General features: G+C 71.8%; 24 protein-coding genes, 1 tRNA gene and 1 pseudogene. 24 read left to right on the plus strand and 2 right to left on the minus strand.

Features of this window, described 5'->3' with window-relative positions:
• Window positions 1-178: 178 nt before the first annotated feature.
• Window positions 179-523: a hypothetical protein gene (locus tag ABZY13_RS01430; protein WP_356626694.1), complete on the minus strand. Its 345-nt coding sequence runs from the start codon at window positions 521-523 to the stop codon at window positions 179-181.
• 22 nt (window positions 524-545) lie between these two features.
• Between ABZY13_RS01430 and ABZY13_RS01435 the strand changes: the two genes are divergently transcribed.
• The 10 genes and pseudogenes from ABZY13_RS01435 to ABZY13_RS01480 all read left to right on the plus strand — a co-directional run bounded on the left by ABZY13_RS01435 (window position 546) and on the right by ABZY13_RS01480 (window position 7,059).
• Window positions 546-1,850, plus strand: coding sequence for an FtsK/SpoIIIE domain-containing protein (locus ABZY13_RS01435; protein ID WP_356626695.1), 1,305 nt, complete (start codon window positions 546-548; stop codon window positions 1,848-1,850).
• Window positions 1,851-1,938: 88 nt separating this feature from the next.
• Complete coding sequence (locus ABZY13_RS01440; protein WP_356626696.1) at window positions 1,939-2,601, plus strand: DUF2637 domain-containing protein; 663 nt, start codon at window positions 1,939-1,941, stop codon at window positions 2,599-2,601.
• A gap of 16 nt (window positions 2,602-2,617) precedes the next feature.
• Window positions 2,618-2,800: a hypothetical protein gene (locus ABZY13_RS01445; RefSeq protein ID WP_356626698.1), complete on the plus strand. Its 183-nt coding sequence runs from the start codon at window positions 2,618-2,620 to the stop codon at window positions 2,798-2,800.
• 2 nt (window positions 2,801-2,802) lie between these two features.
• Window positions 2,803-2,994 carry a mobile element transfer protein gene (locus ABZY13_RS01450; protein WP_085478225.1) on the plus strand — a complete coding sequence of 64 codons (192 nt, stop codon included), beginning with the start codon at window positions 2,803-2,805 and terminating at the stop codon, window positions 2,992-2,994.
• Window positions 2,995-3,009: 15 nt separating this feature from the next.
• On the plus strand, window positions 3,010-3,204 hold the full coding sequence (locus tag ABZY13_RS01455) for a hypothetical protein (protein ID WP_186784664.1): 195 nt from the start codon (window positions 3,010-3,012) through the stop codon (window positions 3,202-3,204).
• Window positions 3,205-3,229: 25 nt separating this feature from the next.
• A complete protein-coding gene (locus ABZY13_RS01460) occupies window positions 3,230-3,475 on the plus strand; it encodes a SpdD protein (RefSeq protein ID WP_356626814.1) in 246 nt (81 codons plus the stop codon).
• 154 nt (window positions 3,476-3,629) lie between these two features.
• Window positions 3,630-4,940 carry a replication initiator gene (locus ABZY13_RS01465; RefSeq protein WP_356626700.1) on the plus strand — a complete coding sequence of 437 codons (1,311 nt, stop codon included), beginning with the start codon at window positions 3,630-3,632 and terminating at the stop codon, window positions 4,938-4,940.
• Window positions 4,916-5,109: pseudogene (locus tag ABZY13_RS01470) on the plus strand (excisionase). Before ABZY13_RS01465 ends, ABZY13_RS01470 begins: the two are co-directional and overlap by 25 nt.
• Complete coding sequence (locus tag ABZY13_RS01475) at window positions 5,106-6,479, plus strand: tyrosine-type recombinase/integrase (protein ID WP_356626702.1); 1,374 nt, start codon at window positions 5,106-5,108, stop codon at window positions 6,477-6,479. Before ABZY13_RS01470 ends, ABZY13_RS01475 begins: the two are co-directional and overlap by 4 nt.
• A gap of 196 nt (window positions 6,480-6,675) precedes the next feature.
• Window positions 6,676-7,059 (plus strand): DUF6083 domain-containing protein, encoded by a 384-nt coding sequence (locus ABZY13_RS01480; RefSeq protein ID WP_356626703.1) that lies wholly within the window; start codon window positions 6,676-6,678, stop codon window positions 7,057-7,059.
• 189 nt (window positions 7,060-7,248) lie between these two features.
• On the opposite strand, the gene ABZY13_RS01485 is transcribed toward ABZY13_RS01480, so the two are convergent.
• Window positions 7,249-7,320: transfer RNA gene (locus tag ABZY13_RS01485), tRNA-Arg, on the minus strand.
• A gap of 92 nt (window positions 7,321-7,412) precedes the next feature.
• On the opposite strand from ABZY13_RS01485, the gene ABZY13_RS01490 reads away from it, so the two are divergent.
• The 14 genes from ABZY13_RS01490 (at window position 7,413) to ABZY13_RS01555 (ending at window position 23,453) form a co-directional block, all read left to right on the plus strand.
• Window positions 7,413-7,922 (plus strand): response regulator, encoded by a 510-nt coding sequence (locus ABZY13_RS01490; protein ID WP_356626705.1) that lies wholly within the window; start codon window positions 7,413-7,415, stop codon window positions 7,920-7,922.
• 118 nt (window positions 7,923-8,040) lie between these two features.
• Complete coding sequence (gene nrtL / locus ABZY13_RS01495; protein ID WP_356626707.1) at window positions 8,041-9,132, plus strand: ArgS-related anticodon-binding protein NrtL; 1,092 nt, start codon at window positions 8,041-8,043, stop codon at window positions 9,130-9,132.
• Window positions 9,133-9,318: 186 nt separating this feature from the next.
• On the plus strand, window positions 9,319-10,710 hold the full coding sequence (gene lysA, locus ABZY13_RS01500) for a diaminopimelate decarboxylase (RefSeq protein ID WP_356626709.1): 1,392 nt from the start codon (window positions 9,319-9,321) through the stop codon (window positions 10,708-10,710).
• 181 nt (window positions 10,711-10,891) lie between these two features.
• Complete coding sequence (locus ABZY13_RS01505; protein WP_356626711.1) at window positions 10,892-12,184, plus strand: homoserine dehydrogenase; 1,293 nt, start codon at window positions 10,892-10,894, stop codon at window positions 12,182-12,184.
• Between the two features lie 6 nt (window positions 12,185-12,190).
• Window positions 12,191-13,249 carry a threonine synthase gene (gene thrC, locus ABZY13_RS01510; protein WP_356626712.1) on the plus strand — a complete coding sequence of 353 codons (1,059 nt, stop codon included), beginning with the start codon at window positions 12,191-12,193 and terminating at the stop codon, window positions 13,247-13,249.
• Between the two features lie 324 nt (window positions 13,250-13,573).
• Entirely contained in the window at window positions 13,574-14,491 is a 918-nt protein-coding gene (thrB, locus tag ABZY13_RS01515) for a homoserine kinase (protein WP_356626714.1), read from the plus strand.
• 398 nt (window positions 14,492-14,889) lie between these two features.
• On the plus strand, window positions 14,890-16,923 hold the full coding sequence (gene rho, locus ABZY13_RS01520; protein WP_356626716.1) for a transcription termination factor Rho: 2,034 nt from the start codon (window positions 14,890-14,892) through the stop codon (window positions 16,921-16,923).
• A gap of 198 nt (window positions 16,924-17,121) precedes the next feature.
• On the plus strand, window positions 17,122-18,207 hold the full coding sequence (locus ABZY13_RS01525; protein ID WP_356626718.1) for an LCP family protein: 1,086 nt from the start codon (window positions 17,122-17,124) through the stop codon (window positions 18,205-18,207).
• A 208-nt stretch (window positions 18,208-18,415) separates the two neighbouring features.
• Window positions 18,416-18,637 carry a 50S ribosomal protein L31 gene (rpmE, locus tag ABZY13_RS01530; protein ID WP_356626720.1) on the plus strand — a complete coding sequence of 74 codons (222 nt, stop codon included), beginning with the start codon at window positions 18,416-18,418 and terminating at the stop codon, window positions 18,635-18,637.
• A 105-nt stretch (window positions 18,638-18,742) separates the two neighbouring features.
• The gene (gene prfA, locus ABZY13_RS01535) at window positions 18,743-19,810 is read left to right on the plus strand and encodes a peptide chain release factor 1 (RefSeq protein ID WP_356626721.1); all 1,068 of its coding nucleotides are present in this window, start codon (window positions 18,743-18,745) and stop codon (window positions 19,808-19,810) included.
• A 57-nt stretch (window positions 19,811-19,867) separates the two neighbouring features.
• Window positions 19,868-20,713, plus strand: a complete 846-nt coding sequence (prmC, locus tag ABZY13_RS01540; RefSeq protein ID WP_356626723.1) for a peptide chain release factor N(5)-glutamine methyltransferase — start codon at window positions 19,868-19,870, stop codon at window positions 20,711-20,713.
• Between the two features lie 60 nt (window positions 20,714-20,773).
• Complete coding sequence (locus tag ABZY13_RS01545; RefSeq protein WP_356626725.1) at window positions 20,774-21,421, plus strand: L-threonylcarbamoyladenylate synthase; 648 nt, start codon at window positions 20,774-20,776, stop codon at window positions 21,419-21,421.
• Window positions 21,418-22,095: a protein-tyrosine-phosphatase gene (locus ABZY13_RS01550; RefSeq protein WP_356626726.1), complete on the plus strand. Its 678-nt coding sequence runs from the start codon at window positions 21,418-21,420 to the stop codon at window positions 22,093-22,095. The genes ABZY13_RS01545 and ABZY13_RS01550 overlap by 4 nt, the downstream gene beginning before the upstream one ends.
• An 86-nt stretch (window positions 22,096-22,181) precedes the next feature.
• Window positions 22,182-23,453 carry a serine hydroxymethyltransferase gene (locus ABZY13_RS01555; protein WP_356626727.1) on the plus strand — a complete coding sequence of 424 codons (1,272 nt, stop codon included), beginning with the start codon at window positions 22,182-22,184 and terminating at the stop codon, window positions 23,451-23,453.
• Window positions 23,454-23,491 lie beyond the last annotated feature (38 nt).

A 23,491-nucleotide genomic window follows, 5' to 3' on the forward strand; every position in this document is an offset into this window, starting at 1 on the left:
GTAGCTCGAACGCGCATGAGGACATCACGAGAGGATAGCGACGCGGCTGGTGGAACGGCTTTGGGCTGGATTTCAATGGGCGAGTCGAGCGCCGCGGTGTGCGACCAGTAGCCGAAGAAGTGCAGGGCGGGGTCTCTGACCTGCGGCCGCGTAATCGATCAACGCTGTGACCTGCGACTTAGCTGTCGGTGGTTGTCAGCGTTGGTCGTCGTTGAGCCTCTTTGACGGCCCGGAGACGCCCCGGGTGGTCTTGAGAGACACCGTAGATCCTCAGGGTGGGCAACGGCTGTTGCCAAGTACTGGTGAGTTCGGTGAGTGCCGCCCGTGCCAGCTGGCGCACCTTGAGCCACCCTGCGTCGGCCATCAGTGCCTCGTACGTCCACCTGGGCGCCTGCTCCGCCCCGCTCATCGCGTCGAGGATCGCGTCAATGCGTGCGAGGTGCGACTCCATGGCGCCGTCGATACGGCCAGCTTCGGCGAGGAGTATAATGGAGGCTCGTGCGTTCTCGTAGTCCAACGCCAAGTCGTCAGTTTCGAGGCGGTACTTGTCGAGCCATGCCGTCTGGTCCCTCGCGTCGGTCGGCTTACCGGTGTCCGCGGTCCGGCTGCTCGGCTCCTACGGCTCCGTGATGGAGGCGTGCGGGCTGACCGTGGCTCCCTCCCGGCTGCGGGTCCTGGCGGTCAAGGCCACCACCCGCCGTGAGATCCGGCCGGTACCGCCGCGCCGGGGGATCATCCGGCCGACCACGACGGGACTGCGGGTCCGCCTGCGGCTCGCCCCGGGGCAGGAACCCGCCGACGTGGCCGCCTCCGCCGAACGGCTGCGGCACGCGTGGGGCGTCCACGCCGTCTACGTGACCACGATCAAGCCGGGCGTGGTCGAACTGCGGCTCGTCGGCTTCGACGTGCTACGGCGGGTGCGTATGCCGCGCAAGCTCCGCACGGACCTGCTCCGGGTGCCGGTCGCGCTGCGCGAGGACGCCACTCCGTTCGTACGCGACTACCGCACCGTGCCGCACCAACTCACCCTTGGCGCCACGCTGTCCGGCAAATCCATGTACCTGCGTCACCTCATAGCGGGTCTCGCCCGTCAGCCCGTCGCCCTGGTCGGCATCGACTGCAAGCGGGGCGTGGAACTGGCGCCCTTCGCCCCGCGCCTGTCGGCGCTCGCCACCGACCCGGAGCAGGCCGCCGAGCTGCTGCCCGTGCTCATCAAGGAAATGGAGGACCGGTACGACCTGATCAAGGCTCGGCAGGGCATCGCGCCGAGCACGCCGGACGAGGAGATCACGTCCGACATCTGGGGCCTGCCCGAGCACGAACGCCCGGTGCCCGTCGTGCTGTTCGTCGACGAGGTGGCCGAACTCTTCCTCGTCGCGACGAGGAAGGACGAGGAACGCCGGGACGAGATGGTCACCCAACTCATCCGGCTCGCCCAGCTCGGCCGGGCCGCCGGCATCTACTTGAAGGTCTGCGGCCAGCGCTTCGGCGCCGAACTGGGCAAGGGCGCGACCATGCTGCGGGCCCAGCTCACCGGCCGCGTCTGCCACCGCGTCAACGACGAAGCCTCCGCCAAGATGGCGCTCGGCGACATCGCCCCCGAGGCAGTTTCCGCAGCCTGCGCCATCGCCCCCGAACGGCCCGGCCTCGCCGTGGCCGGTGACACCTCCGGCGGCTGGTCCCGCATCCGCACGCCGTACCTCTCCCTCGGCGACGCCGCCGAGACCTGCCGCCAGTCGGCCCACCTGGTCCCCGACCTGCCCGCGCTCAAGCCCTTCCGGCCCGACGCGCCCCTACAGCCTGCTGAGACACCGAGCCCGGTCGTGCGGCCCCGCCCGGTGACCGACTGACCCGCGTCCCCGCTTATCCCCGGTCGGCGTGACCGCCTCACGCCATGTCCCTACCCCTCCCATGCCCGAACCCGGAAGGAGCCGCAGCATGCGCGCCCACCTGGCCCGTGTCGACGCGGTGCTCGTCCAAGCGGTCATCGCCGCCGCGCTGTCCTTCGCCCATCTGCACGACGTCGCCTTGGCGGCCGGACAGGACGGGTGGAAGGCGTGGGCCTATCCCGTCTCGGTCGACCTGCTGCTCGTCGCCGCCTGGCGTCGGCTGCGGTCCGGCGACGCGAAAGCGGCCGGGTGGTGCTGGTTCCTGATCGCCCTCGCCGCGTCCCTCGGCGCGAACGTTGCCGCCGCCGGACTGCTCGACCTGGACCACGTGCCGGCCTGGCTCCGCATCCTCGTCGCGGGCTGGCCCGCGGTCGCCTTCCTCGGTGGAACCCTCCTCGTCCACTCGTCGCCGACCACGCACGACGAGACCAGTGACGCCGTGGGCCAGGAGGTGCCCGAAGACATCGAGGACCAGGAGGACGCGCCCGATCCCGCACCAAAATCCCCGGCACCTCCGACGGTCGAGCCGGTACCGACTCCGCCTCCGGCCCCGCCGCCGGTCGCCGTCCCGGCCGCCCTGGTCGAGCACGCCCGCAAAGTCGCCGCCGAGCACCACGCCCGCACCGGAACGGCCATCGACACCTCGACCCTGCGCGCCCGCCTCGGCGTCCCGCCGCCCATGGCCGACGCCATCGCCGCCCAGCTCACCTGACTGACAAAGGAGAACCATGCCTTTCTGCTTCAACACGGCCGCCGACTACCTCGAAGCGGCCCGTGAGATGGCCGTGAGCGGTCGGTCGGCGCTTGCTCGGCTCCTCGCCGAAGAAGCTGCCGACCGCACGTCGGACCCTAGGGAAGCCGCCCGGATCCTGCGCGAGTTCCCCGGCCCCAGCCTGCGACAGGAGAACTGACCATGCCTGCACCGAAGCGTTTCCGCAACGTCAGCCGCATCGGCCCCGTCCAGGTCGGCACGTCCTACGACGGTCGCGGCCGGGAGAAGCACACCGCCGCCTGCACGGCCCCGCGCTGCGGCTTCTCCGCCGACTACGACAGCCGCGCCGCCGCCGAACTGGCCGCCCGTACCCACCGCTGCCCCGTCCGCTGAAGGGACCCGCACACCGTGACCGTCAGCCTGCCGCTCGTCGTCCTCCTCGGCCTCTTCGCCTGGGGAGCGGTCAAGTTCCTCGGCGTCCGCACGTGGATCGTCGTCCTGATCGCCCTCTTCGGCTTCTGGCTCTCGGATACCTTCATGGCCCCCGCCATCGAGTCCGGCACGCGCTCCGGAGTGGACATCGTCAACGGCTCACATGACTAGACGAGTAGGCAAGGAGGGCTTCGCCGTGTTCCTGCCCAAGTACCCCGACCACCCGACACCGCTGCCCGCGCACACCCACACCGCGGCCGACCAGATGCCCACCCGGCGGCCTGTCCCTCAGATATCCGTCAGTACCGGAGCGGTCGCGGCCGTCCTCGTCGGCGGTGTCGTGCTGACCGCGCTCCTGGCCGCCGTCGCCGTCACGGCCATCTCCGTGGCCGTTGCCGCCGTGGTCCTGCGCTCACTGCTCCGCGACCAGCACCGCCGCTGACGCACCGGACCCCCGGGGCGGCCTCGATACCGCCAAGCATCCGCCGCCCCCGGGGGCTCTCTCCCTCCAGTCGAACCAGAAGGAGAAAGCCATCATCACCCGCGCCACTCCGCCTCCGCTCCACGAACTCGGCGAACTGGCCGCACTCGGCACCATGCCCGCCCTCCTGCGCCAACTCGCCGGCCTCGGAGGCTGCACGCACCCGATCCGCCTCGACGGCCACCGCACCGAGTACGCCGTCGACACCCGCACCGGCGAGATCGGCACCGTCCTCCACCACCTCGACTCCTCCAGCCTCCCGGCCGGTCACCTCTTGGTCCGCTGCAACAACCGCCGCACGACCCGCTGCGTGGCCTGCGCTGAGGTGTACCGCCGCGACACCTTCCACCTGATCACCTCCGGACTGCGCGGCGGCAAGGGCGTCCCCGAACGTGTCGCCGCACACCCGCGCGTCTTCGCCACCTTCACCGCGCCGAGCTTCGGCCCGGTCCACAACCGCCCCACCGGCCCGGCCGGATCGGCCCGCCGCTGCCGCTGCGGCGCGCTCCACGACCAGGACGACCCCGCCCTCGGTACCCCGCTCGACCCGGACACCTACGACTACGAAGCCGCCGTCCTCTGGAACGCGCACGCCGGTCCGCTGTGGCGGCGCTTCTCCATCTACCTGCGCCGGGAAGTCGCCAAGCGCGCCGGACTCACCCAGCGGGCCTTCCGCGAGTACGCCCGGGTGTCCTTCGCCAAGGTCGCCGAGTACCAGAAGCGCGGCGCCGTCCACTTCCACGCCGTCATCCGCATCGACGGCCCCGAGGGCGGCGACACCCCGCCTCCCGCCTGGGCCACCGCCGAACTGCTGACCGACGCCATCCGGGCCGCCGCCAACGCTGCCCGCGTGGACGGCCCGGTCATCGACGGCCGGGCGCACGCCTTGGCCTTCGGCCGTCAGCTCGATGTGCGCACCATCCGCTCGGCCGACTTCGACGGCGGCAAGGAGCTGACCGAGCGGGCCGTCGCCGCGTACATCGCCAAGTACGCCACCAAGGGCGCCGAGACCGCGACGGGAGCTCTGGACCGGCCGCTGAGGTTCCTCGCCGAACTCGCCCAGCTCGACATCAGCGACCACGCCCGTCGGCTCATCCGCACCGCCTGGACCCTCGGCGCGCGCAAGGACCTCGAACACCTCCGCCTGCGGGCCTGGGCCCACATGCTCGGCTTCCGCGGCCACTTCTCCACCAAGTCCCGCCGCTACTCCACCACCCTCGGCGCCCTCCGCGACGCCCGCGCCGAATGGCGCCGCGCACAGGCCCTGGCAGCGGCCGAGACCGACCCGGACACGACCCTCGTCCTCGCGCACTGGGTCTACGCCGGAACCGGCCTCACCGACGCCGAAGCCTGGCTCGCCGAAACCCTCGAACCCGCCTCCGGAACGGAAGGAGAACCGACATGGACCACCGTCGCGATGAGCTGATGACTGTTCGCCAAGTCCTGGATGAGCTGGGCGGTGTTTCTCGCCGGACGTTCTACCGGTGCGCGAGCTGGGGCAGGGCCCCGCTGCGTTCAAGCTGCCCAACGGGGAGCTCCGGGTGTGGCGGAGTGACTGCACCGCCTGGCTGCGGCAGTTGGAGGCGGCGGCGTGAAGTCTCTCGACGTAAAGGTGTGGGGCGTCCGGAAGAGGAACACCAAGAAGTCGTCCTATGACGTCCGATGGACCGTTGCCGGGAACGTGTTCTCCGAACAGTTCCGCACCAAAGGGCTTGCGGACCACTACCGTTCCAAGTTGCTCCGCGCCGCCCATGCTGGCGAAGAGTTCGACACAGAGACAGGACTGCCCGACTCGATGGTCGAAAAGGCAGCTTCGATGACCTGGTACGCCTTCGCTCTGAAGTACCTCGCCATGAAGTGGCCGCACGCGGCGCCGAACACACGCAACGGGATCAATGAGGCCCTGACCGCCATGACGATGGCCCTTCTTGACGAGCGTCCGGGGCAGCCGTCCGAGGAACTGATCAGGAGGGCGCTTCGCAACTGGGCCTTCGTCCTTCCCGGACCGGACGAGCGCGAATTGCCGACCGAGATCGCGAACACCTTGCACTGGGTGGCCAAGGCATCGCGTCCGCTCTCGGACCTCGGTGACGCTGCGATCGGCAGGGCCGTCCTGGATTCGCTCAAGCTGAAGCTCGACGGGACGGCGGCAGCCGCGGAGACCGTCCGGCGCAAGCGTCGAACGCTCGTCAATGCGCTGCACTATGCAGTGGACATCGGGGAGTTCAAAGAGAATCCGATCACGGGCATCCGCTGGAAGAAACCGAAGGTGGCCGGGGAAGTCGATCCCCGGGTGGTCGCCAATCCCGCGCAGGCCCGTTCCCTGCTGACTGCGATCTCGTACGTCGGTGGGTATGGCCGGGCACGTGGTCGCCGACTCGTCGGCCTGTTCGCCTGTATGTACTACGGCGCCTTGCGTCCGGCTGAGGCCGTCGGCCTCACCAGTGCAGACCTGAAGCTGCCCGAGGTCGGCTGGGGGACGGTGCTGCTCAACCGGACGCGTCCCAGTGTCGGCAAGCAGTGGACGGACTCCGGTGAGACCCACGACGACCGGGGCCTCAAGAACAGGCCGGCGGAAGAGGTCCGGCTCGTCCCGATCCCGCCCCAGCTCGTCGCCATCCTCCGGCAGCCCCTCGACACGTTCGGCACCGCCGAGGATGGGCGGCTGTTCACCAACGAGCGTGGGGGAGTGGTCGGCTCCTCGACGTACTACCGCGTCTGGCAGGAGGCCCGTGCGCTGGCGCTTCCGCCGGCCGCGGTCGCCTCTCCGCTCGCGGCTCGCCCGTATGACCTCCGACACTCGGCGCTGTCGACCTGGCTCAACTCCGGGGTGGACCCGACGGAAGTCGCCGAACGTGCGGGCAACAGCGTGGAGGTCCTGCTGAGCCGCTACGCCAAGTGCATCGACGGACGGCAGGAGATAGCCAACCGCAAGATCGAGGAGATGCTGCGCGAGTACGAGTGATCGCGCGCGTAGGCCGTGAGCCCTCCAGCCCGCTTGGGCCGGAGGGCTTCGCCGCATTTCGGCCGTGTGCCGTCGGCCGTTGGTTGCGGGCTGCACCTGCCGCGTCGTATTTCGTCCCGCTGGCGGACGGTCGTCCCAGGGGTTTCGTCCGGTTCGCGCTCTACGCCTGAACTGCCGGGCTGGCGACCCTCATGGTATGGGGGTCTTGGAGGAGAAGCCGCGGCGGCTGGGTGGTGGGCAGTCCCGCTGCCCGCGATGCGGGTTGCTAGGGGATCGGGTGGCGACACTCGAACACGAGTGGGTGCTGCTGGAGCCAGACATGCGCCCGCTGGCTCACACGGTGCCAGCGGAGTACCGATGGATCGAGCTGTCCGACGGGCGGGTGACGGTCTATGGGGTGTGTCCGCCGGATCAGTTCCAGCGGTGCCGTATCGAGCACCGTCTCGCTTGCCCGGCGCAGCCGCTGCCGGATCTGTGGCCGTGGTTGACGAGCCTGCGAGGGGAGAACGCGCGGCAAGCGGAGAGGCGGGACGACCCGAAGCCGCCTTCGCCTCCTGAGGAGTGGCCCGACGCCGGCTGACGGGCGGCACTTCGGCCGACCGGTGCGAAACTTCGGGGCTGACCAGCGAAGATGCCCTAAGATCCTGTCCACGAATAGTCCACAGCCCCCGACATACAGCCGCTCCGAGCGGCACACGCCTGCACATACGCGAAGACCCCGTCTCAGCGAAAGCGCTGGTGGCGGGGTCTTTGGGCACCTCATACAGGGTGCCCCCGGCAGGATTCGAACCTGCGCACACGGCTCCGGAGGCCGTTGCTCTATCCCCTGAGCTACGGGGGCGTGTCCTTCGCGGGCTTCGCTCGCGGCGACGGGTAGAACACTACCAGCTCCGGCGGGGTGTTCATGAACGGGTTACGCGTCCACCCCGGAGGGTGCCGTCGCCCGCAGGGGTGGAAGTCGGGAAAACCCGGACGCGGTGGCCGGTCCCGACCTACTCTCGAGGGGTGCCAGGCGCTTCGGGCCGGGTGCTTGTTGTCGACGACAACAAGGTCATCCGGCAGTTGATCAGGGTCAATCTCGAGCTGGAGGGCCTCGAGGTCGTGACCGCGTCCGATGGTGCCGAGTGTCTTGAAGTCATCCATAGGGTGCGGCCCGATGTGGTCACCCTCGATGTCGTCATGCCTCGGCTCGACGGGCTGAGGACCGCCGCCCGGCTGCGTGCGGATCCGCTCACCCGCCATCTGCCCCTCGCCATCATCAGCGCATGCTCGCAGCACGAGGTCGAGAGCGGCCTCGAAGTCGGCGTCGATGCGTTCCTCGCCAAGCCCTTCGAGCCCGACGCGCTGGTGCGGCTCGTTCGGCAGCTCATGGACGGGGAGGGGGAGGTCGAGGGGAAGCGGTTCCCCGGCGCCGCCGAGCCGGGGCGCGCCGGGCTCGCGTGACAGCCAGGGAGGGCAGTGGTGCTGGTCCGCCCGTCCTCTCCGTCCGGCCCCGTCCACATCTCGGGACCCCGCCAAACCGGCTCGCATACCCACCCCCCTTCTCCCCTACGCTTGTCCCGTGACCCCCGTCGAGCTCTCCCGCACCGTCCTGCACGCCGTGCGTCGTGCCGTCGACGGCGGAGAGCTGTCCGTGAGCGTTCCGGAGCGGGCCGTCGTCACCTCGCCCGGTCCCGGGGGATGCGGGGACTACGCCACCAACATCGCCCTCCAGCTCTCCCGCGCCGCCGGGCAGCCGCCCCTCCACGTCGCCGAGATACTGCGCGCCCGGCTCGCCGAGGCCCCCGGCGTCACGGACGTCGTCGTCACCGGGCCCGGCTTCCTCAACCTCCGGCTCCGCCGTGACGCCCCCGGCGAGCTGGTCCAGGACATCCTCCGCGCCGGCCCTCGCTACGGGCACGCCCAGCCCCACCGCGCCGGCACCCGGTCCGCCCCCGTCCACCTCCACTGCCCCGCCGAGCTCCGCGCCCTAGTCGTCGCCGACGCCCTCGCCCGCATCCTCCGCTCCCAGGGCGCCGACGTCCGGATCAGTTGCGCCGGTGAGCTGGAGGGAGGCTCGGCAGACGCCCTCGGCCTGCGCATCGACGCCCACGGCACCGGTGCCCACGGCAGTACCGGCAACTCGCTCCCCGACGCGCCCCCGCCCGAGACCATCCGTCCCGTCCCGGCGCCGCCCCACCCCGACCCCCTCACCCTCCTGGGCCCCGACGCCACCCGCTGGGCCCTGCTCCACCCCGCCGCCCACGACCGGCCCCGCCTCACCCCCGAGCACCTGGTCCAGCGCGAGGGCAACCCCCTCTTCCGCGTCCGGTACGCCCACGCCCGCACCCGCGCCCTCCTCCGCAACGCCGCCGACCTCGGCTTCGCCCCGGACGCCGGAGCAGGCGTACCCCCGTCACCCGTACAGGCCCTCCTCGCCGACCACCCCCGCGTCCTCTCCCAGGCCGCATCCCACCGCGCCCCCGACCGTCTCGCCCGGCACCTCGTCAGCGTCGCCGATGCCGTGCTGCCCCTTCTCCCCGCCGTCCTGCCGATCGGCGAGGAGAAACCCTCGGCCGCCCACCGTGCCCGGCTCGCCCTTGCCGCAGCCGCCGGGGCGGTGCTGGCCGGCGGCCTGTCCCTGCTCGGCATCCATGCGCCCGATCACCTCTGAGACCCGGACCGGACCCGCCCCGCCTCCGCGCCCGGCCCGCGCCCGGACCACCTCCGAGACGACCGCGACGACAAACCACGCCGCCCGACGACGGCATCCGACGCCGCCCGACGGCGACAGACCGCGCCGCCCGACGACGTCGACAGAAGACGCCCGACGACGACAGACAGAGAGCCACCCCACACCATGAGCCGTTCCGCACACCCCGCCGGCCCCCGGCACGCCGACGTTCTTCCCGAGGGGCACTACTCGGGTCCGCCCAGCGACCTCAACGCGCTCGACCCCAAGGTGTGGGCGCAGACCGTCGCGCGGGACGACGACGGGATCGTGACCGTCGGGGGCATCCGTGTCACCGATCTCGCGCAGGAGCACGGCACTCCGGTCTACATCCTCGACGAGGCCGACTTCCGGGCCCGGGCGCGGGCCTGGCGTACCGCGTTCTCGCAGGACGCCGACGTCTTCTACGCCGGCAAGGCCTTCCTCTCCCGCGCGATCGTGCGGTGGCTGCACGAGGAGGGGCTCAACCTCGACGTCTGTTCCGGCGGGGAGCTGGCCACCGCCCTGTCCGCGGGGATGCCCGCCGAGCGGATCGCCTTCCACGGCAACAACAAGTCCAAGGAGGAGATCGAGCGGGCCGTCCACGCCGGTGTGGGGCGGATCGTGCTCGACTCCTTCCAGGAGATCGTGCGGGTCGCGCACATCGCCCAGGAGCTGGGCACGCGGCAGCGGGTGCAGATTCGTATCACCGTCGGCGTCGAGGCGCACACGCACGAGTTCATCGCCACCGCGCACGAGGACCAGAAGTTCGGCATCCCGCTCGCCGGGGGACAGGCGGCGGAGGCCGTGCGGCGGGCGCTGCGGCTGGACGGGCTGGAGCTGATCGGGATCCACTCGCACATCGGGTCGCAGATCTTCGACATGTCCGGGTTCGAGGTGGCTGCCCACCGGGTCGTGGGGCTGCTCAGGGAGATCCGGGACGAGCACGGGGTCGAGCTGCCCGAGATCGACCTCGGCGGCGGGCTCGGGATCGCGTACACCAGCGACGACGACCCCCGGGAGCCGCACGAGATCGCCAAGGCGCTCACCGAGATCGTGACGCGCGAGTGCGAGGCGGCGAAGCTGCGCACGCCGCGGATCTCCGTCGAGCCGGGGCGGGCCATCGTCGGGCCGACCGCGTTCACGCTCTACGAGGTCGGCACGGTCAAGCCGCTCGACGGGCTGCGGACGTACGTCTCCGTGGACGGCGGCATGTCGGACAACATCCGCACCGCGCTCTACGACGCCGAGTACAGCGTCGCCCTCGTCTCCCGCACCAGCGACGCCGAGCCGATGCTCGCCCGCGTCGTCGGCAAGCACTGCGAGAGCGGTGACATCGTGGTGCGGGACGCGTTCCTGCCGGCCGACGTGGCGCCGGGCGACCTGATCGCCGTACCGGCCACCGGCGCGTACTGCCGGTCCATGGCCAGCAACTACAACCATGTGCTGCGCCCGCCCGTGGTCGCCGTGCACGACGGGGCGTCGCGGGTCATCGTCCGGCGCGAGACGGAGGACGATCTGCTGCGGCTCGACGTCGGCTGAGCGGCGACCGGGCCAGGGGGCCCCGCCGGTACTTCGGCCGGTCAATCGGTCGGGGGTGGAAGATCTGCGTCTTTCACCCCCGTACAAATGAAATAGACGTCTCATAATCCGGACAAGGGATAGAAAGTCCCGTCCGGTGCGTGAGACTGGTTCCACCGTGACGTAAGAGAAACGAGGTCGGATGATGCGTACGCGTCCGCTGAAGGTGGCGCTGCTGGGCTGTGGAGTGGTCGGCTCCGAGGTGGCGCGCATCATGACGACGCACGCCGACGACCTCGCCGCCCGGATCGGCGCCCCGGTGGAGCTCGCGGGCGTGGCCGTACGGCGTCCCGACCGCGTCCGCGAGGGCATCGCCTCCGGCCTGGTCACCACCGACGCCACCGCCCTCGTCAAACGCGGGGACATCGACGTCGTCGTGGAGGTCATCGGCGGCATCGAGCCCGCCCGCTCCCTCATCACCACCGCCTTCGAACACGGCGCCTCCGTCGTCTCCGCGAACAAGGCGCTGCTCGCCCAGGACGGCGCAGCCCTGCACGCGGCGGCCGAGGAGCACGGCGCCGACCTGTACTACGAGGCCGCCGTCGCCGGCGCCATCCCGCTGATCCGGCCGCTGCGCGAGTCCCTCGCCGGCGACAAGGTCAACCGCGTGCTCGGCATCGTCAACGGCACCACCAACTTCATCCTCGACAAGATGGACTCCACGGGCGCCGGCTACCAGGAGGCCCTGGACGAGGCGACCGCCCTCGGCTACGCGGAGGCCGACCCGACCGCCGACGTCGAGGGCTTCGACGCCGCCGCCAAGGCCGCGATCCTCGCCGGCATCGCCTTCCACACGCGCGTGCGCCTCGACGACGTCTACCGCGAGGGCATGACCGAGGTCACCGCCGCGGACTTCGCCTCCGCCAAGGAGATGGGCTGCACCATCAAGCTGCTCGCCATCTGCGAGCGGGCCGCGGACGGCGCCTCCGTCACCGCGCGCGTGCACCCGGCGATGATCCCGCTGAGCCACCCGCTCGCCTCCGTGCGCGGCGCCTACAACGCCGTGTTCGTCGAGTCGGACGCCTCCGGGCAGCTCATGTTCTACGGCCCCGGCGCCGGCGGCGCGCCCACCGCCTCGGCCGTCCTCGGCGACCTCGTCGCCGTCTGCCGCAACCGGCTCAGCGGCACCACCGGGCCCGGCGAGTCGGCGTACGCCGCGCTGCCGGTCTCGGGCATGGGCGACGTGGTCACGCGGTACCACATCAGCCTCGACGTCGCCGACAAACCGGGCGTCCTCGCCCAGGTGGCGACCGTGTTCGCCGAGCACGGGGTGTCCATCGACACGGTCCGGCAGCAGGGGAAGGACGGCGAGGCGTCCCTCGTCGTCGTCACGCACCGTGCGTCCGACGCGGCCCTCACCGGGACCGTCGAGGCGTTGCGCAAGCTCGACACCGTGCGTGGTGTCGCCAGCATCATGCGGGTTGAAGGAGAGTAACCAGCAATGACCCACCAGTGGCGCGGAATCATCGAGGAGTACCGGGACCGGCTCCCCGTCTCCGACAGCACGCAGGTCGTGACGCTCCGCGAGGGCGGCACGCCGCTCGTGCCCGCGCAGGTGCTCTCCGAGCGCACGGGCTGCGAGGTCCACCTCAAGGTGGAGGGCGCGAACCCGACCGGTTCCTTCAAGGACCGCGGCATGACCATGGCCATCACGCGGGCCAAGGAGGAGGGCGCGAAGGCGGTCATCTGCGCCTCCACCGGCAACACCTCGGCGTCCGCCGCCGCGTACGCCGTGCGCGCCGGCATGGTGTCGGCCGTGCTGGTGCCGCAGGGCAAGATCGCGCTCGGCAAGATGGGGCAGGCCCTCGTGCACGGCGCGAAGATCCTCCAGGTCGACGGCAACTTCGACGACTGCCTCACCCTGGCCCGCGCGCTGTCCGACAACTACCCGGTGTCGCTGGTCAATTCGGTCAACCCGGTGCGCATCGAGGGCCAGAAGACGGCCGCTTTCGAGATCGTCGACATGCTCGGCGACGCCCCCGACATCCACGTCCTTCCGGTGGGCAACGCGGGCAACATCACGGCCTATTGGAAGGGCTACACCGAGTACGCGGCCGACGGCGTCGCCTCGCGCACCCCGCGCATGTGGGGCTTCCAGGCGTCCGGCTCCGCGCCCATCGTGCGCGGCGAGGTCGTCAAGGACCCCTCGACCATCGCCACGGCGATCCGCATCGGCAACCCGGCCTCGTGGCAGTACGCGCTCGCCGCGCGCGACGAGTCGGGCGGTCTCATCGACGAGGTGACGGACCGTGAGATCCTGCGGGCCTACCGGCTGTTGGCCGCGCAGGAGGGCGTCTTCGTGGAGCCCGCCTCCGCCGCCTCGGTCGCCGGTCTGCTGAAGGCCGCCGAGCAGGGCAAGGTCGACCCGGGCCAGCGCATCGTGTGCACCGTCACCGGCAACGGCCTCAAGGACCCCGACTGGGCCGTCGCCGGCGCCCCGCAGCCGGTCACCGTGCCGGTCGACGCGGCCACGGCCGCCGAGCGCCTCGGCCTGGTGTGATCACCGGGCGCCTCGGCCCGGTGTGATGCCGCGTCCCCGCACTCCGGCACACACCCGGGAGTAAGGGGACGCTCACCTGGGGATGTTCTCTACAGCGGATGCACAGGGGGCTTACGACACGCATCGTGCGCCCCCGGTGCGCCCTGTGTCGCCACAGAACCGACCTTCGATAGGCTGTACCGAACTCGCCCGCCGCATATGCCGCGGTGCCGCGCGCGTCCCTGGGGACCACGGGGGGCGCACGGAAGCTCCGGGTTCTCGTACGTCGTCGAATGTCATTCGACAGTCACGCAAGTCACGCAGCTCAAGGAGAGTCATCGAGCGATGGCCGGTCCAGCGTTCCGCGCCGCCGCCGTCCGGGTGCGCACCCCCGCCACCAGCGCCAATCTCGGCCCGGGCTTCGACGCCCTCGGCCTCGCGCTGGGGCTGTACGACGACGTCGTCGTCCGGGTGGCCGACTCCGGGCTGCACATCGACATCGCGGGCGAGGGCAGCGAGACCCTCCCGCGCGACGAGAAGCACCTTCTCGTACGGTCCCTGCGCACCGCCTTCGATCTGCTGGGCGGACAGCCGCGTGGCCTCGAAATCGTCTGCGCCAACCGCATTCCGCACGGCCGTGGCCTCGGTTCCTCCTCCGCCGCCATCTGCGCCGGCATCGTCGCGGCGCGCGCCGTGACCATAGGCGGCGAGGCCCGGCTGGACGACGCCGCGCTGCTGGAGCTGGCCACCGAGATCGAGGGCCACCCGGACAACGTCGCCGCCTGTCTGCTCGGCGGTTTCACGCTCTCCTGGATGGAGGCCGGCGCCGCCCGCGCGATCAGGATGGAGCCCGACGCCTCCGTCGTCCCGGTGGTCTTCGTGCCCGGGAAGCCGGTGCTGACCGAGACCGCCCGCGGACTGCTCCCGCGCACCGTGCCGCACGTCGACGCCGCCGCCAACGCGGGCCGTGCCGCGCTGCTCGTCGAGGCCCTCACCCGGCGCCCCGAGCTGCTGCTGCCCGCCACCGAGGACCGTCTGCACCAGGAGTACCGCGCGCCGGCCATGCCGGAGAGCGCGGCGCTGGTGGAGCGGCTGCGGGCCGACGGGGTCCCGGCGGTCATCTCGGGCGCCGGACCGACCGTCATGGCGCTCGCCGACGCCGACTCGGCCGACAAGGTCGAGCAGCTCGCCGGGCCCGGCTGGGCGGCCAACCGGCTGGCCCTGGACCTGCAGGGAGCGAGCGTGCTGCCGCTCGCGGCATGACACGCGACGGCCGGATGCGAGAGGGGGAATGTTTGTTGGATCCGGTAGTGTTAATCTCAAGTCTGCACCCGACCCCACCATGGCGAGGTGCCTCGTGTCCCAGTCCGGGACAGACATCCTTCCGGGAGCCCCCCAAGCCGCACTGTGTTGAGTACGTCGTACGTGGGCAGTACGTCGTACGCCGACACCGAGCGGACCGACGGGCAGGCTCCGGAACCGGTGCGACCACGCCACGTGACACTGGGTGCCACGGCTCGAGGTAGCGCCATCACCAGATATCTCCTCCGCCGCTCCGGCGGATTACCGCCCCGGCACGGTTCGATCGAGGACCGAAGCCGGACAGCACAACCGGTCGCCGAGCCAGACAGGCCGACGTCCGCTCCAGGGAAGGACCCTTCGTGAGCGACACCACCGATCTGATGGGCGCACGTGTCGAGGAGACCGCTGCCGCGCCCGCCACGGACGCCTCCGCGCCTGCCACCGGTGCCGGCTCCCGGCGGCGCCGGGGTACCGGCCTCGAGGGCATGGTGCTGGCCGAGCTGCAGCAGGTCGCATCGGGCCTCGGCATCAGGGGCACGGCGCGTATGCGCAAGAGCCAGCTGATCGAGGTCATCAAGGAGGCCCAGGCCGCCGGCGGAGCCCCCGCCGCCAAGGCCGCGGAGACCGCCGAGGCCAAGCCGAAGCGCCGGGCCACCTCCAAGGCCCGTACGGGCGAGGACGCGGCCCCCGCCGAGAAGGCGAAGAAGGCCGACGCCGCCCCCGCCGCCGAGCAGGCCGTCGCCCAGCAGCAGATCGAGATCCCCGGCCAGCCCGCCGGCGGCATCGCCCGCGCGGGCGATGCCGAGCGCGGCGGGGACGACGCGCCCGTCGAGCGTCGTCGTCGCCGTGTGACCGCCGAGGCCGGCGCCCCCGCCGGCGCGGCCGAGACCGTCGTCGCCGAGGCCAAGAGCGAGCCGAAGGCCGAGGCGTCCGCGCAGCAGCCGCAGGGCGGCGACGCGGACGGCGCCGAGGGACGCCGCCGGGACCGCCGTGAGCGCGGCCGGGACCGCGACCGCGGCGACCGCGAGCGCGACCGCGGCGACCGCCGCGGCAAGGGCGACGACCAGCAGGGCCAGGGCGGTCAGCGCCAGCAGCAGAGCCAGCAGCAGGGCGGCGGCCGCCAGGACCGCAACGCCGGGCCGCAGGACGACGACGACTTCGACGGCGGACGCCGGGGCCGGCGCGGGCGCTACCGCGACCGCCGGGGCCGCCGCGGGCGCGACGAGGTGCAGGAGCCGCAGATCAACGAGGACGACGTCCTCATCCCGGTCGCGGGCATCCTCGACATCCTCGACAACTACGCCTTCATCCGCACGTCGGGCTACCTGCCGGGCCCCAACGACGTGTACGTCTCCCTCGCCCAGGTCCGCAAGAACGGCCTGCGCAAGGGCGACCACGTCACCGGCGCGGTGCGTCAGCCCAAGGAGGGCGAGCGGCGCGAGAAGTTCAACGCGCTGGTCCGGCTGGACTCGGTCAACGGCATGGCGCCCGAACACGGCCGCGGCCGCCCCGAGTTCAACAAGCTCACCCCGCTCTACCCGCAGGACCGCCTCCGCCTGGAGACGGACCCCGGCGTCCTGACGACCCGCATCATCGACCTCGTCTCGCCCATCGGCAAGGGCCAGCGCGGTCTGATCGTGGCCCCGCCGAAGACCGGCAAGACCATGATCATGCAGGCGGTCGCCAACGCGATCACGCACAACAACCCCGAGTGCCACCTGATGGTCGTCCTGGTGGACGAGCGTCCGGAAGAGGTCACCGACATGCAGCGGTCGGTGAAGGGCGAGGTCATCTCCTCGACCTTCGACCGCCCGGCCGAGGACCACACCACGGTCGCCGAGCTGGCCATCGAGCGCGCCAAGCGCCTGGTGGAGCTGGGTCACGACGTGGTCGTCCTGCTCGACTCGATCACCCGTCTGGGCCGCGCGTACAACCTGGCCGCGCCGGCCTCCGGCCGCATCCTGTCCGGCGGTGTCGACTCCACGGCCCTGTACCCGCCGAAGCGGTTCTTCGGCGCGGCGCGCAACATCGAAGACGGCGGCTCGCTGACCATCCTCGCCACCGCGCTGGTGGACACCGGGTCCCGCATGGACGAGGTGATCTTCGAGGAGTTCAAGGGCACCGGCAACATGGAGCTCAAGCTCGACCGGAAGCTCGCCGACAAGCGCATCTTCCCGGCCGTCGACGTCGACGCGTCCGGCACCCGCAAGGAGGAGATCCTCCTGGGCGCCGAGGAGCTGGGCGTCGTGTGGAAGCTGCGGCGCGTGCTGCACGCGCTGGACCAGCAGCAGGCGATCGAGCTGCTCCTCGACAAGATGAGGCAGACCAAGTCGAACGTCGAGTTCCTGATGCAGATCCAGAAGACGACGCCGACGCCGGGCAACGGCGACTGACGTCGAGGTTCTTCGTCCGAAGGGGCCGCCCCCGTCGCCTCGCCGGTGACGGGGGCGGCCCTCTTTGCGCGCCGGCTCCGGGTTCCCGCCGCAGTCGCGGACGGCTTCCCTCGTGGCCGCGGCCCCCCGTTTCCCTCCGTGGCCGTACCGGGCGACGATGGGGGTACCCGGTGGGTGGACAGAGGCGAGGAGCGGCGTATGCGGGAGTCCGGGACACCGGGCCGGGGCGGCAGGGCGGCGGGCCAGCGCGGGAAGGGACTGGCCCTCGCCGTGTGGACCGCCGCCGGGGTGCTGCTGCTCGGCGGCACCGGAGTGGGCTACGTGTACCTCAAGCTCAACGGCAATCTGCGCAGCCTCGACATCGACCAGGCACTCGGCGCCGACCGGCCCGCCAAGGTCGACAACGGGTCCGAAAACATCCTGGTCCTCGGCTCCGACACCCGCTCCGGCTCCAACGGCCGGCTCGGCGGCGGCGCCGACGACGGCAGCGCCCGCGCCGACACGGCGATGATCGTCCACCTGTACGAGGGCCGTAAGAGGGCCGGCGTGGTGTCCGTGCCGCGCGACACCCTGATCGACCGCCCCGCCTGCACCGACGCCGACGGCAGGACGCACCGGCCCGCCAGGGGAGTGATGTTCAACTCCGCCTACACCACCGGCGGCGCCGCCTGCGCGGTGAGGACCGTCGAGTCCCTCACCGGCATCCGCATGGACCACTACCTGGAGGTCGACTTCGCCGGGTTCGCGAAGCTCGTGGACGAACTGGGCGGCGTCGAGATCACCACCACCGAGGACATCCACGACCCCGACAGCCACCTCAGCCTCAAGGCCGGCGACCACACCCTCACCGGCGAGCAGGCCCTCGGCCTCGTCCGCACCCGGCACGGCGTCGGCGACGGCTCCGACCTCGGCCGCATCCAGCTCCAGCAGGCCTTCGTCAAGGCGCTGGCCGACCGCGTCGAGGACCTCGGCGTGCTCACCAGCCCCAAGAAGCTCTACGACCTCGCCGACACCGCCACCAAGGCCGTCACCACCGACTCCGGGCTCGGCTCCGTCAACGAACTGATCTCCTTCGCGAGCAGCCTGAAGGGCATCGGTTCCGAGAACCTGACCATGATCACCCTGCCGGTCCAGTACGACCCCGCCGACCGCAACCGCGTCGTCCTCGACGAAGCCAAGGCCGACCAGGTGTGGAAGGCGCTGCGCGGCGACCGGCCCATACCGAGGTCGGCCACCGAGGGCACCGCCACCGGTGAGGCTGGGGACGTGGTCGACGCCGCCTGAGCGGGCCCGGCGCCGCCGGGGAACACCGTCGCGACGGACGCGGCGGCGGGGTCGCCGCCGAGCGGGGTCACCGCACTCGGGAATACCCCCGGGCCGCCCCCGGTTTTGGGGAGTGGCCCCAGTCCTGGCAGACTGGTACGTCGGCTCCGGTTCACGCCTCCGCATCCCGCGGCAGCGACCCGGCGCCCTCCCGAACCTAGGAGACACCTTGAAGCGCGAGATCCACCCCGAGTACGTCGAGACCCAGGTCAGCTGCACCTGCGGCGCGTCGTTCACCACCCGCAGCACGATCCAGTCCGGTTCCATCCGGGCCGAGGTCTGCTCCGAGTGCCACCCGTTCTACACGGGCAAGCAGAAGATCCTCGACACCGGTGGCCGTGTGGCCCGCTTCGAGGCCCGCTTCGGCAAGGCCGCCGGCTCCAAGAAGTAGCGAGCCTCCAATCGCCGGTCCACGGCCGTGCCCCTCACGGGCGCGCCGGGACCGGCGTTTTTGGTCGCCCGCCCTTCCTCACCGCACGTCATTCAGGAGCCAGAGATGTTCGAGGCCGTCGAGGAGCTCGTAGTCGAGCACGCCGACCTGGAGAAGACGCTCGCCGACCCGTCGGTCCACTCCGACCAGGCCAACGCGCGCAAGCTGAACAAGCGCTACGCCGAGCTGACCCCGATCGTCGCCACGTTCCGCTCCTGGAAGCAGACCGGCGACGACATCGAGACCGCGCGCGAATTCGCCGCCGCCGACCCGGACTTCGCCGCGGAGGTCAAGGAGCTGGAGAAGCAGCGCGAGGAGCTGACCGAGAAGCTGCGGCTGCTGCTCGTCCCGCGCGACCCCAGCGACGACAAGGACGTCATCCTCGAGATCAAGGCGGGCGCGGGCGGCGACGAGTCCGCCCTGTTCGCCGGCGACCTGCTGCGCATGTACCTGCGCTACGCCGAGCGCGTCGGCTGGAAGACCGAGATCATCGACGCCACCGAGTCCGAGCTGGGCGGCTACAAGGACGTCCAGGTCGCCGTGAAGGCCCGCGGCCAGACCGAGCCCGGCCAGGGCGTGTGGGCCCGGCTGAAGTACGAGGGCGGCGTGCACCGCGTGCAGCGCGTGCCGGCCACCGAGTCCCAGGGCCGCATCCACACCTCCGCCGCCGGCGTGCTGGTCACGCCCGAGGCCGAGGAGGTCGACGTCGAGATCAACCCGAACGACCTGCGCATCGACGTCTACCGCTCCTCCGGGCCCGGCGGCCAGTCCGTCAACACCACCGACTCCGCCGTGCGCATCACGCACATTCCGACCGGAGTCGTCGCCTCCTGCCAGAACGAGAAGAGCCAGCTGCAGAACAAGGAGCAGGCGATGCGTATCCTGCGCTCACGGCTGCTCGCCGCGGCGCAGGAGGAGGCCGAGCGGGAGGCCGCCGACGCCCGCCGCAGCCAGGTCCGCACGGTCGACCGCTCCGAGAAGATCCGCACGTACAACTTCCCGGAGAACCGCATCTCGGACCACCGCGTCGGCTTCAAGGCGTACAACCTGGACCAGGTCCTGGACGGCGACCTCGACGCGGTCATCCAGGCCTGCGTCGACGCGGACTCGGCGGCGAAGCTGGCGGCCGCGTAAGGCGCGTACGCACCACGCGTACGACCGGGTACGACGAGTACGACACGGAGGACTTGCGTGAACCTGCTGCTCGCGGAGGTGGCCCAGGCCACCCAGCGCCTGGCCGACGCCGGCGTGCCCTCGCCGCGCAACGACGCGGAGGAGCTCGCCGCGTTCGTGCACGGCGTGAAGCGGGGCGAGCTGCACTCCGTGAAGGACTCCGACTTCGACGCCCGCTACTGGGAGGTCGTCGCCCGCCGTGAGCAGCGCGAGCCGCTGCAGCACATCACCGGCCGCGCCTTCTTCCGCTACCTGGAGCTCCAGGTGGGCCCCGGCGTCTTCGTGCCCCGTCCGGAGACCGAGTCGGTCGTCGGCTGGGCGATAGACGCCGTGCGCGCCATGGACGTCGTGGAGCCCTGCATCGTCGACCTGTGCACCGGGTCCGGCGCCATCGCCCTCGCCCTCGCCCAGGAGGTGCCGCGCTCGCGCGTGCACGCCGTGGAGCTGTCCGAGGAGGCGCTGCGCTGGACCCGCAAGAACATGGAGGGCTCCCGCGTCGACCTGCGCCAGGGCGACGCCCTGGACGCCTTCCGCGACCTCGACGGCCAGGTCGACCTGGTGATCTCCAACCCGCCCTACATCCCGCTCACCGAATGGGAGTACGTCGCTCCCGAGGCGCGGGACTACGACCCCGAGATGGCGCTGTTCTCCGGCGAGGACGGCCTCGACCTGATCCGCGGCCTGGAACGCACCGCGCACCGGCTGCTGCGCCCCGGCGGCGTCGTCGTCATCGAGCACGCCGACACCCAGGGCGGCCAGGTGCCGTGGATCTTCACCGAGGAACGCGGGTGGGCCGACGCGGCCGACCACCCCGACCTCAACAACCGCCCGCGCTTCGCCACCGCCCGCAAGGCGATGCCGTGAGCGCACCCCACCCCTTCCCTTCTTCCCCCCAGCAGCTCGTGTACGAGGAGGCCCGCTGACATGGCACGGCGATACGACACCAACGACGCGACCGACCGCGCGACCGGTCTGCGCGAGGCCGCGTCCGCCGTCCGCCGTGGCGAGCTGGTGGTCCTCCCGACCGACACCGTGTACGGCATCGGCGCCGACGCGTTCTCCGCGGAGGCCGTCGCCGACCTGCTGGCCGCCAAGGGCCGGGGCCGCAACATGCCCACGCCCGTCCTCATCGGCTCCCCGAACACCCTGCACGGCCTCGTCACCGACTTCTCCGAGCAGGCCTGGGAGCTGGTCGACGCGTTCTGGCCGGGCGCCCTCACCCTCGTCGCCCGCCACCAGCCGTCCCTCCAGTGGGACCTGGGCGACACCCGGGGCACCGTCGCCGTGCGGATGCCGCTGCACCCGGTCGCCATCGAACTGCTCACCGAGGTCGGCCCCATGGCCGTCTCCTCCGCCAACCTCACCGGCCACCCCGCGCCCGAGGACTGCGACGCCGCCCAGCAGATGCTCGGCGACTCCGTCTCCGTCTACCTCGACGGCGGCCCGACCCCCGGCATCGTGCCGTCGTCCATCGTCGACGTCACCAAGCCGGTGCCCGTGCTGCTGCGCGAGGGGGCGCTGTCGCCGGACGAGCTGCGCAAGGTCGTACCCGACCTCGAGGTGGCCAATTGACAGCCCCCGAGGCGGGGCGCGGCATAGGCAACCGGGAACGGCCCGCGGAGGAGACGACGACGTTCGGGTTTCCGCGCGACACCTTCCGCATCCTCCACGTCAGCACCGGCAACGTGTGCCGCTCGCCCATCACCGAGCGGCTCACCCGGCATTTCCTGCACGAGCGCCTCGGCATCCTCGGCGGCGGGCTGATCGTGGAGAGCGCCGGCACCTGGGGCCACGAGGGCGCCCCGATGGAGGCCAACGCCGAGACGGTGCTGGCCGAGTTCGGCGCGGACGCCTCCGGCTTCGTCGGCCGGGAACTGCTCGACGAGCACGTCATCCGCGCCGACCTGGTGCTGACCGCCACCCGCGACCACCGCGCCCAGGTCATCTCCATGGGCCACTCGGCGGGCCTGCGCACCTTCACCCTGAAGGAGTTCACCCGCCTGGTCCGGGCGATCGACCCCGCCACCCTGCCCCCGCTGGAGGACGGCGTCGTCACCCGCGCCCGCGCCCTGGTGCGGGCCGCCGCCGCGCTGCGCGGCTGGCTGCTCGCGCCCACCGCCGAGGCGGACGAGGTGTACGACCCCTACGGCGCCCCGCTGACGTTCTTCCGTTCCGTCGGCGACGAAATACACCAGGCCCTCGACCCGGTCGTCACGGCCCTCACCGGCGTCCCCGCCCGGACCTGACACCCGGCGGGAGCGACGGCCGGGCGCCCCGCCCGCCCCGGGCCTACATTGGACGTACGTCACCGTCGACGCCCCGGGAGCCACCCATGTCGGTCACCCATGCCCCAGCGGCCGATGCCGAAGCCGACGTGCTGCGCCGGCAGGATCCCGAGCTGGCCGAGATCCTGCTCGGCGAGCGCGAGCGGCAGTCGACCACCCTCCAGCTGATCGCCGCCGAGAACTTCACCTCGCCCGCCGTGCTGGCCGCCCTCGGCTCGCCGCTCGCCAACAAGTACGCCGAGGGCTACCCGGGGGCCCGCCACCACGGCGGCTGCGAGATCGTCGACGTCGCCGAGCGCCTCGCCGTGCAGCGGGCCCGCGACCTGTTCGGCGCCGAGCACGCCAACGTCCAGTCCCACTCCGGCAGTTCCGCCGTCCTGGCCGCCTACGCCGCCCTGCTGCGCCCCGGCGACACCGTCCTCGCCCTCGGCCTGCCGCACGGCGGCCACCTCACCCACGGCTCGCCCGCCAACTTCTCCGGCCGCTGGTTCGACTTCGTCGGCTACGGCGTGGACGAGGAGACCGGCCTGATCGCCCACGACCAGGTCCGCGCGCTGGCCCGCAGCCACCGCCCCAAGGCGATCGTGTGCGGCTCCATCGCCTACCCGCGCCACCTCGACTACGCCTTCTTCCGGGAGGTCGCCGACGAGGTGGGCGCCTACCTCATCGCCGACGCGGCGCACCCGATGGGGCTGGTCGCCGGGGGAGCGGCGCCCAGCCCGGTGCCGTACGCCGACGTGGTGTGCGCCACCACCCACAAGGTGCTGCGCGGGCCGCGCGGCGGGATGATCCTGTGCGGCGCGGACCTCGCCGAGCGGGTGGACCGGGCCGTGTTCCCGTTCACCCAGGGCGGCGCGCAGATGCACACCATCGCCGCGAAGGCCGTCGCGTTCGGCGAGGCGGCCACCCCGGCCTTCGCCGCGTACGCCCACCGGGTCGTCGCCAACGCGCGCGCCTTGGCCGCCGCACTGGCCGCCGAGGGGCTCGTCGTCACCACCGGCGGCACGGACACCCACCTGATCACCGCCGACCCGGCCCCGCTCGGCGTGGACGGCCGTGCCGCCCGCGGCCTGCTCGCCGCCGCCGGCATGGTCATGGACTGCTGCGCCCTGCCCCACCCCGGCACGCGCGGACTGCGCCTGGGCACGGCCGCGGTCACCACGCAGGGCATGGGGGAGAGGGAGATGCGGCACATCGCCGAGCTGGCCGCGGGCGTGCTGCGGGGGCGGCGGGACGGCCGGAGGGTGCGCGAGGAGGTGCGCGAACTGGCCGGGGCGTTCCCGCCGTATCCCCGTCATGTCCCGGGCGATGCGGGGTAGACGACCGGGTGCGCCGTCGCGCGCACAGCCAGGCGTGC

The sequence above is a fragment of the Streptomyces sp. NPDC006610 genome, from assembly GCF_040611575.1.
In the GTDB taxonomy this organism is placed as follows: domain Bacteria; phylum Actinomycetota; class Actinomycetes; order Streptomycetales; family Streptomycetaceae; genus Streptomyces.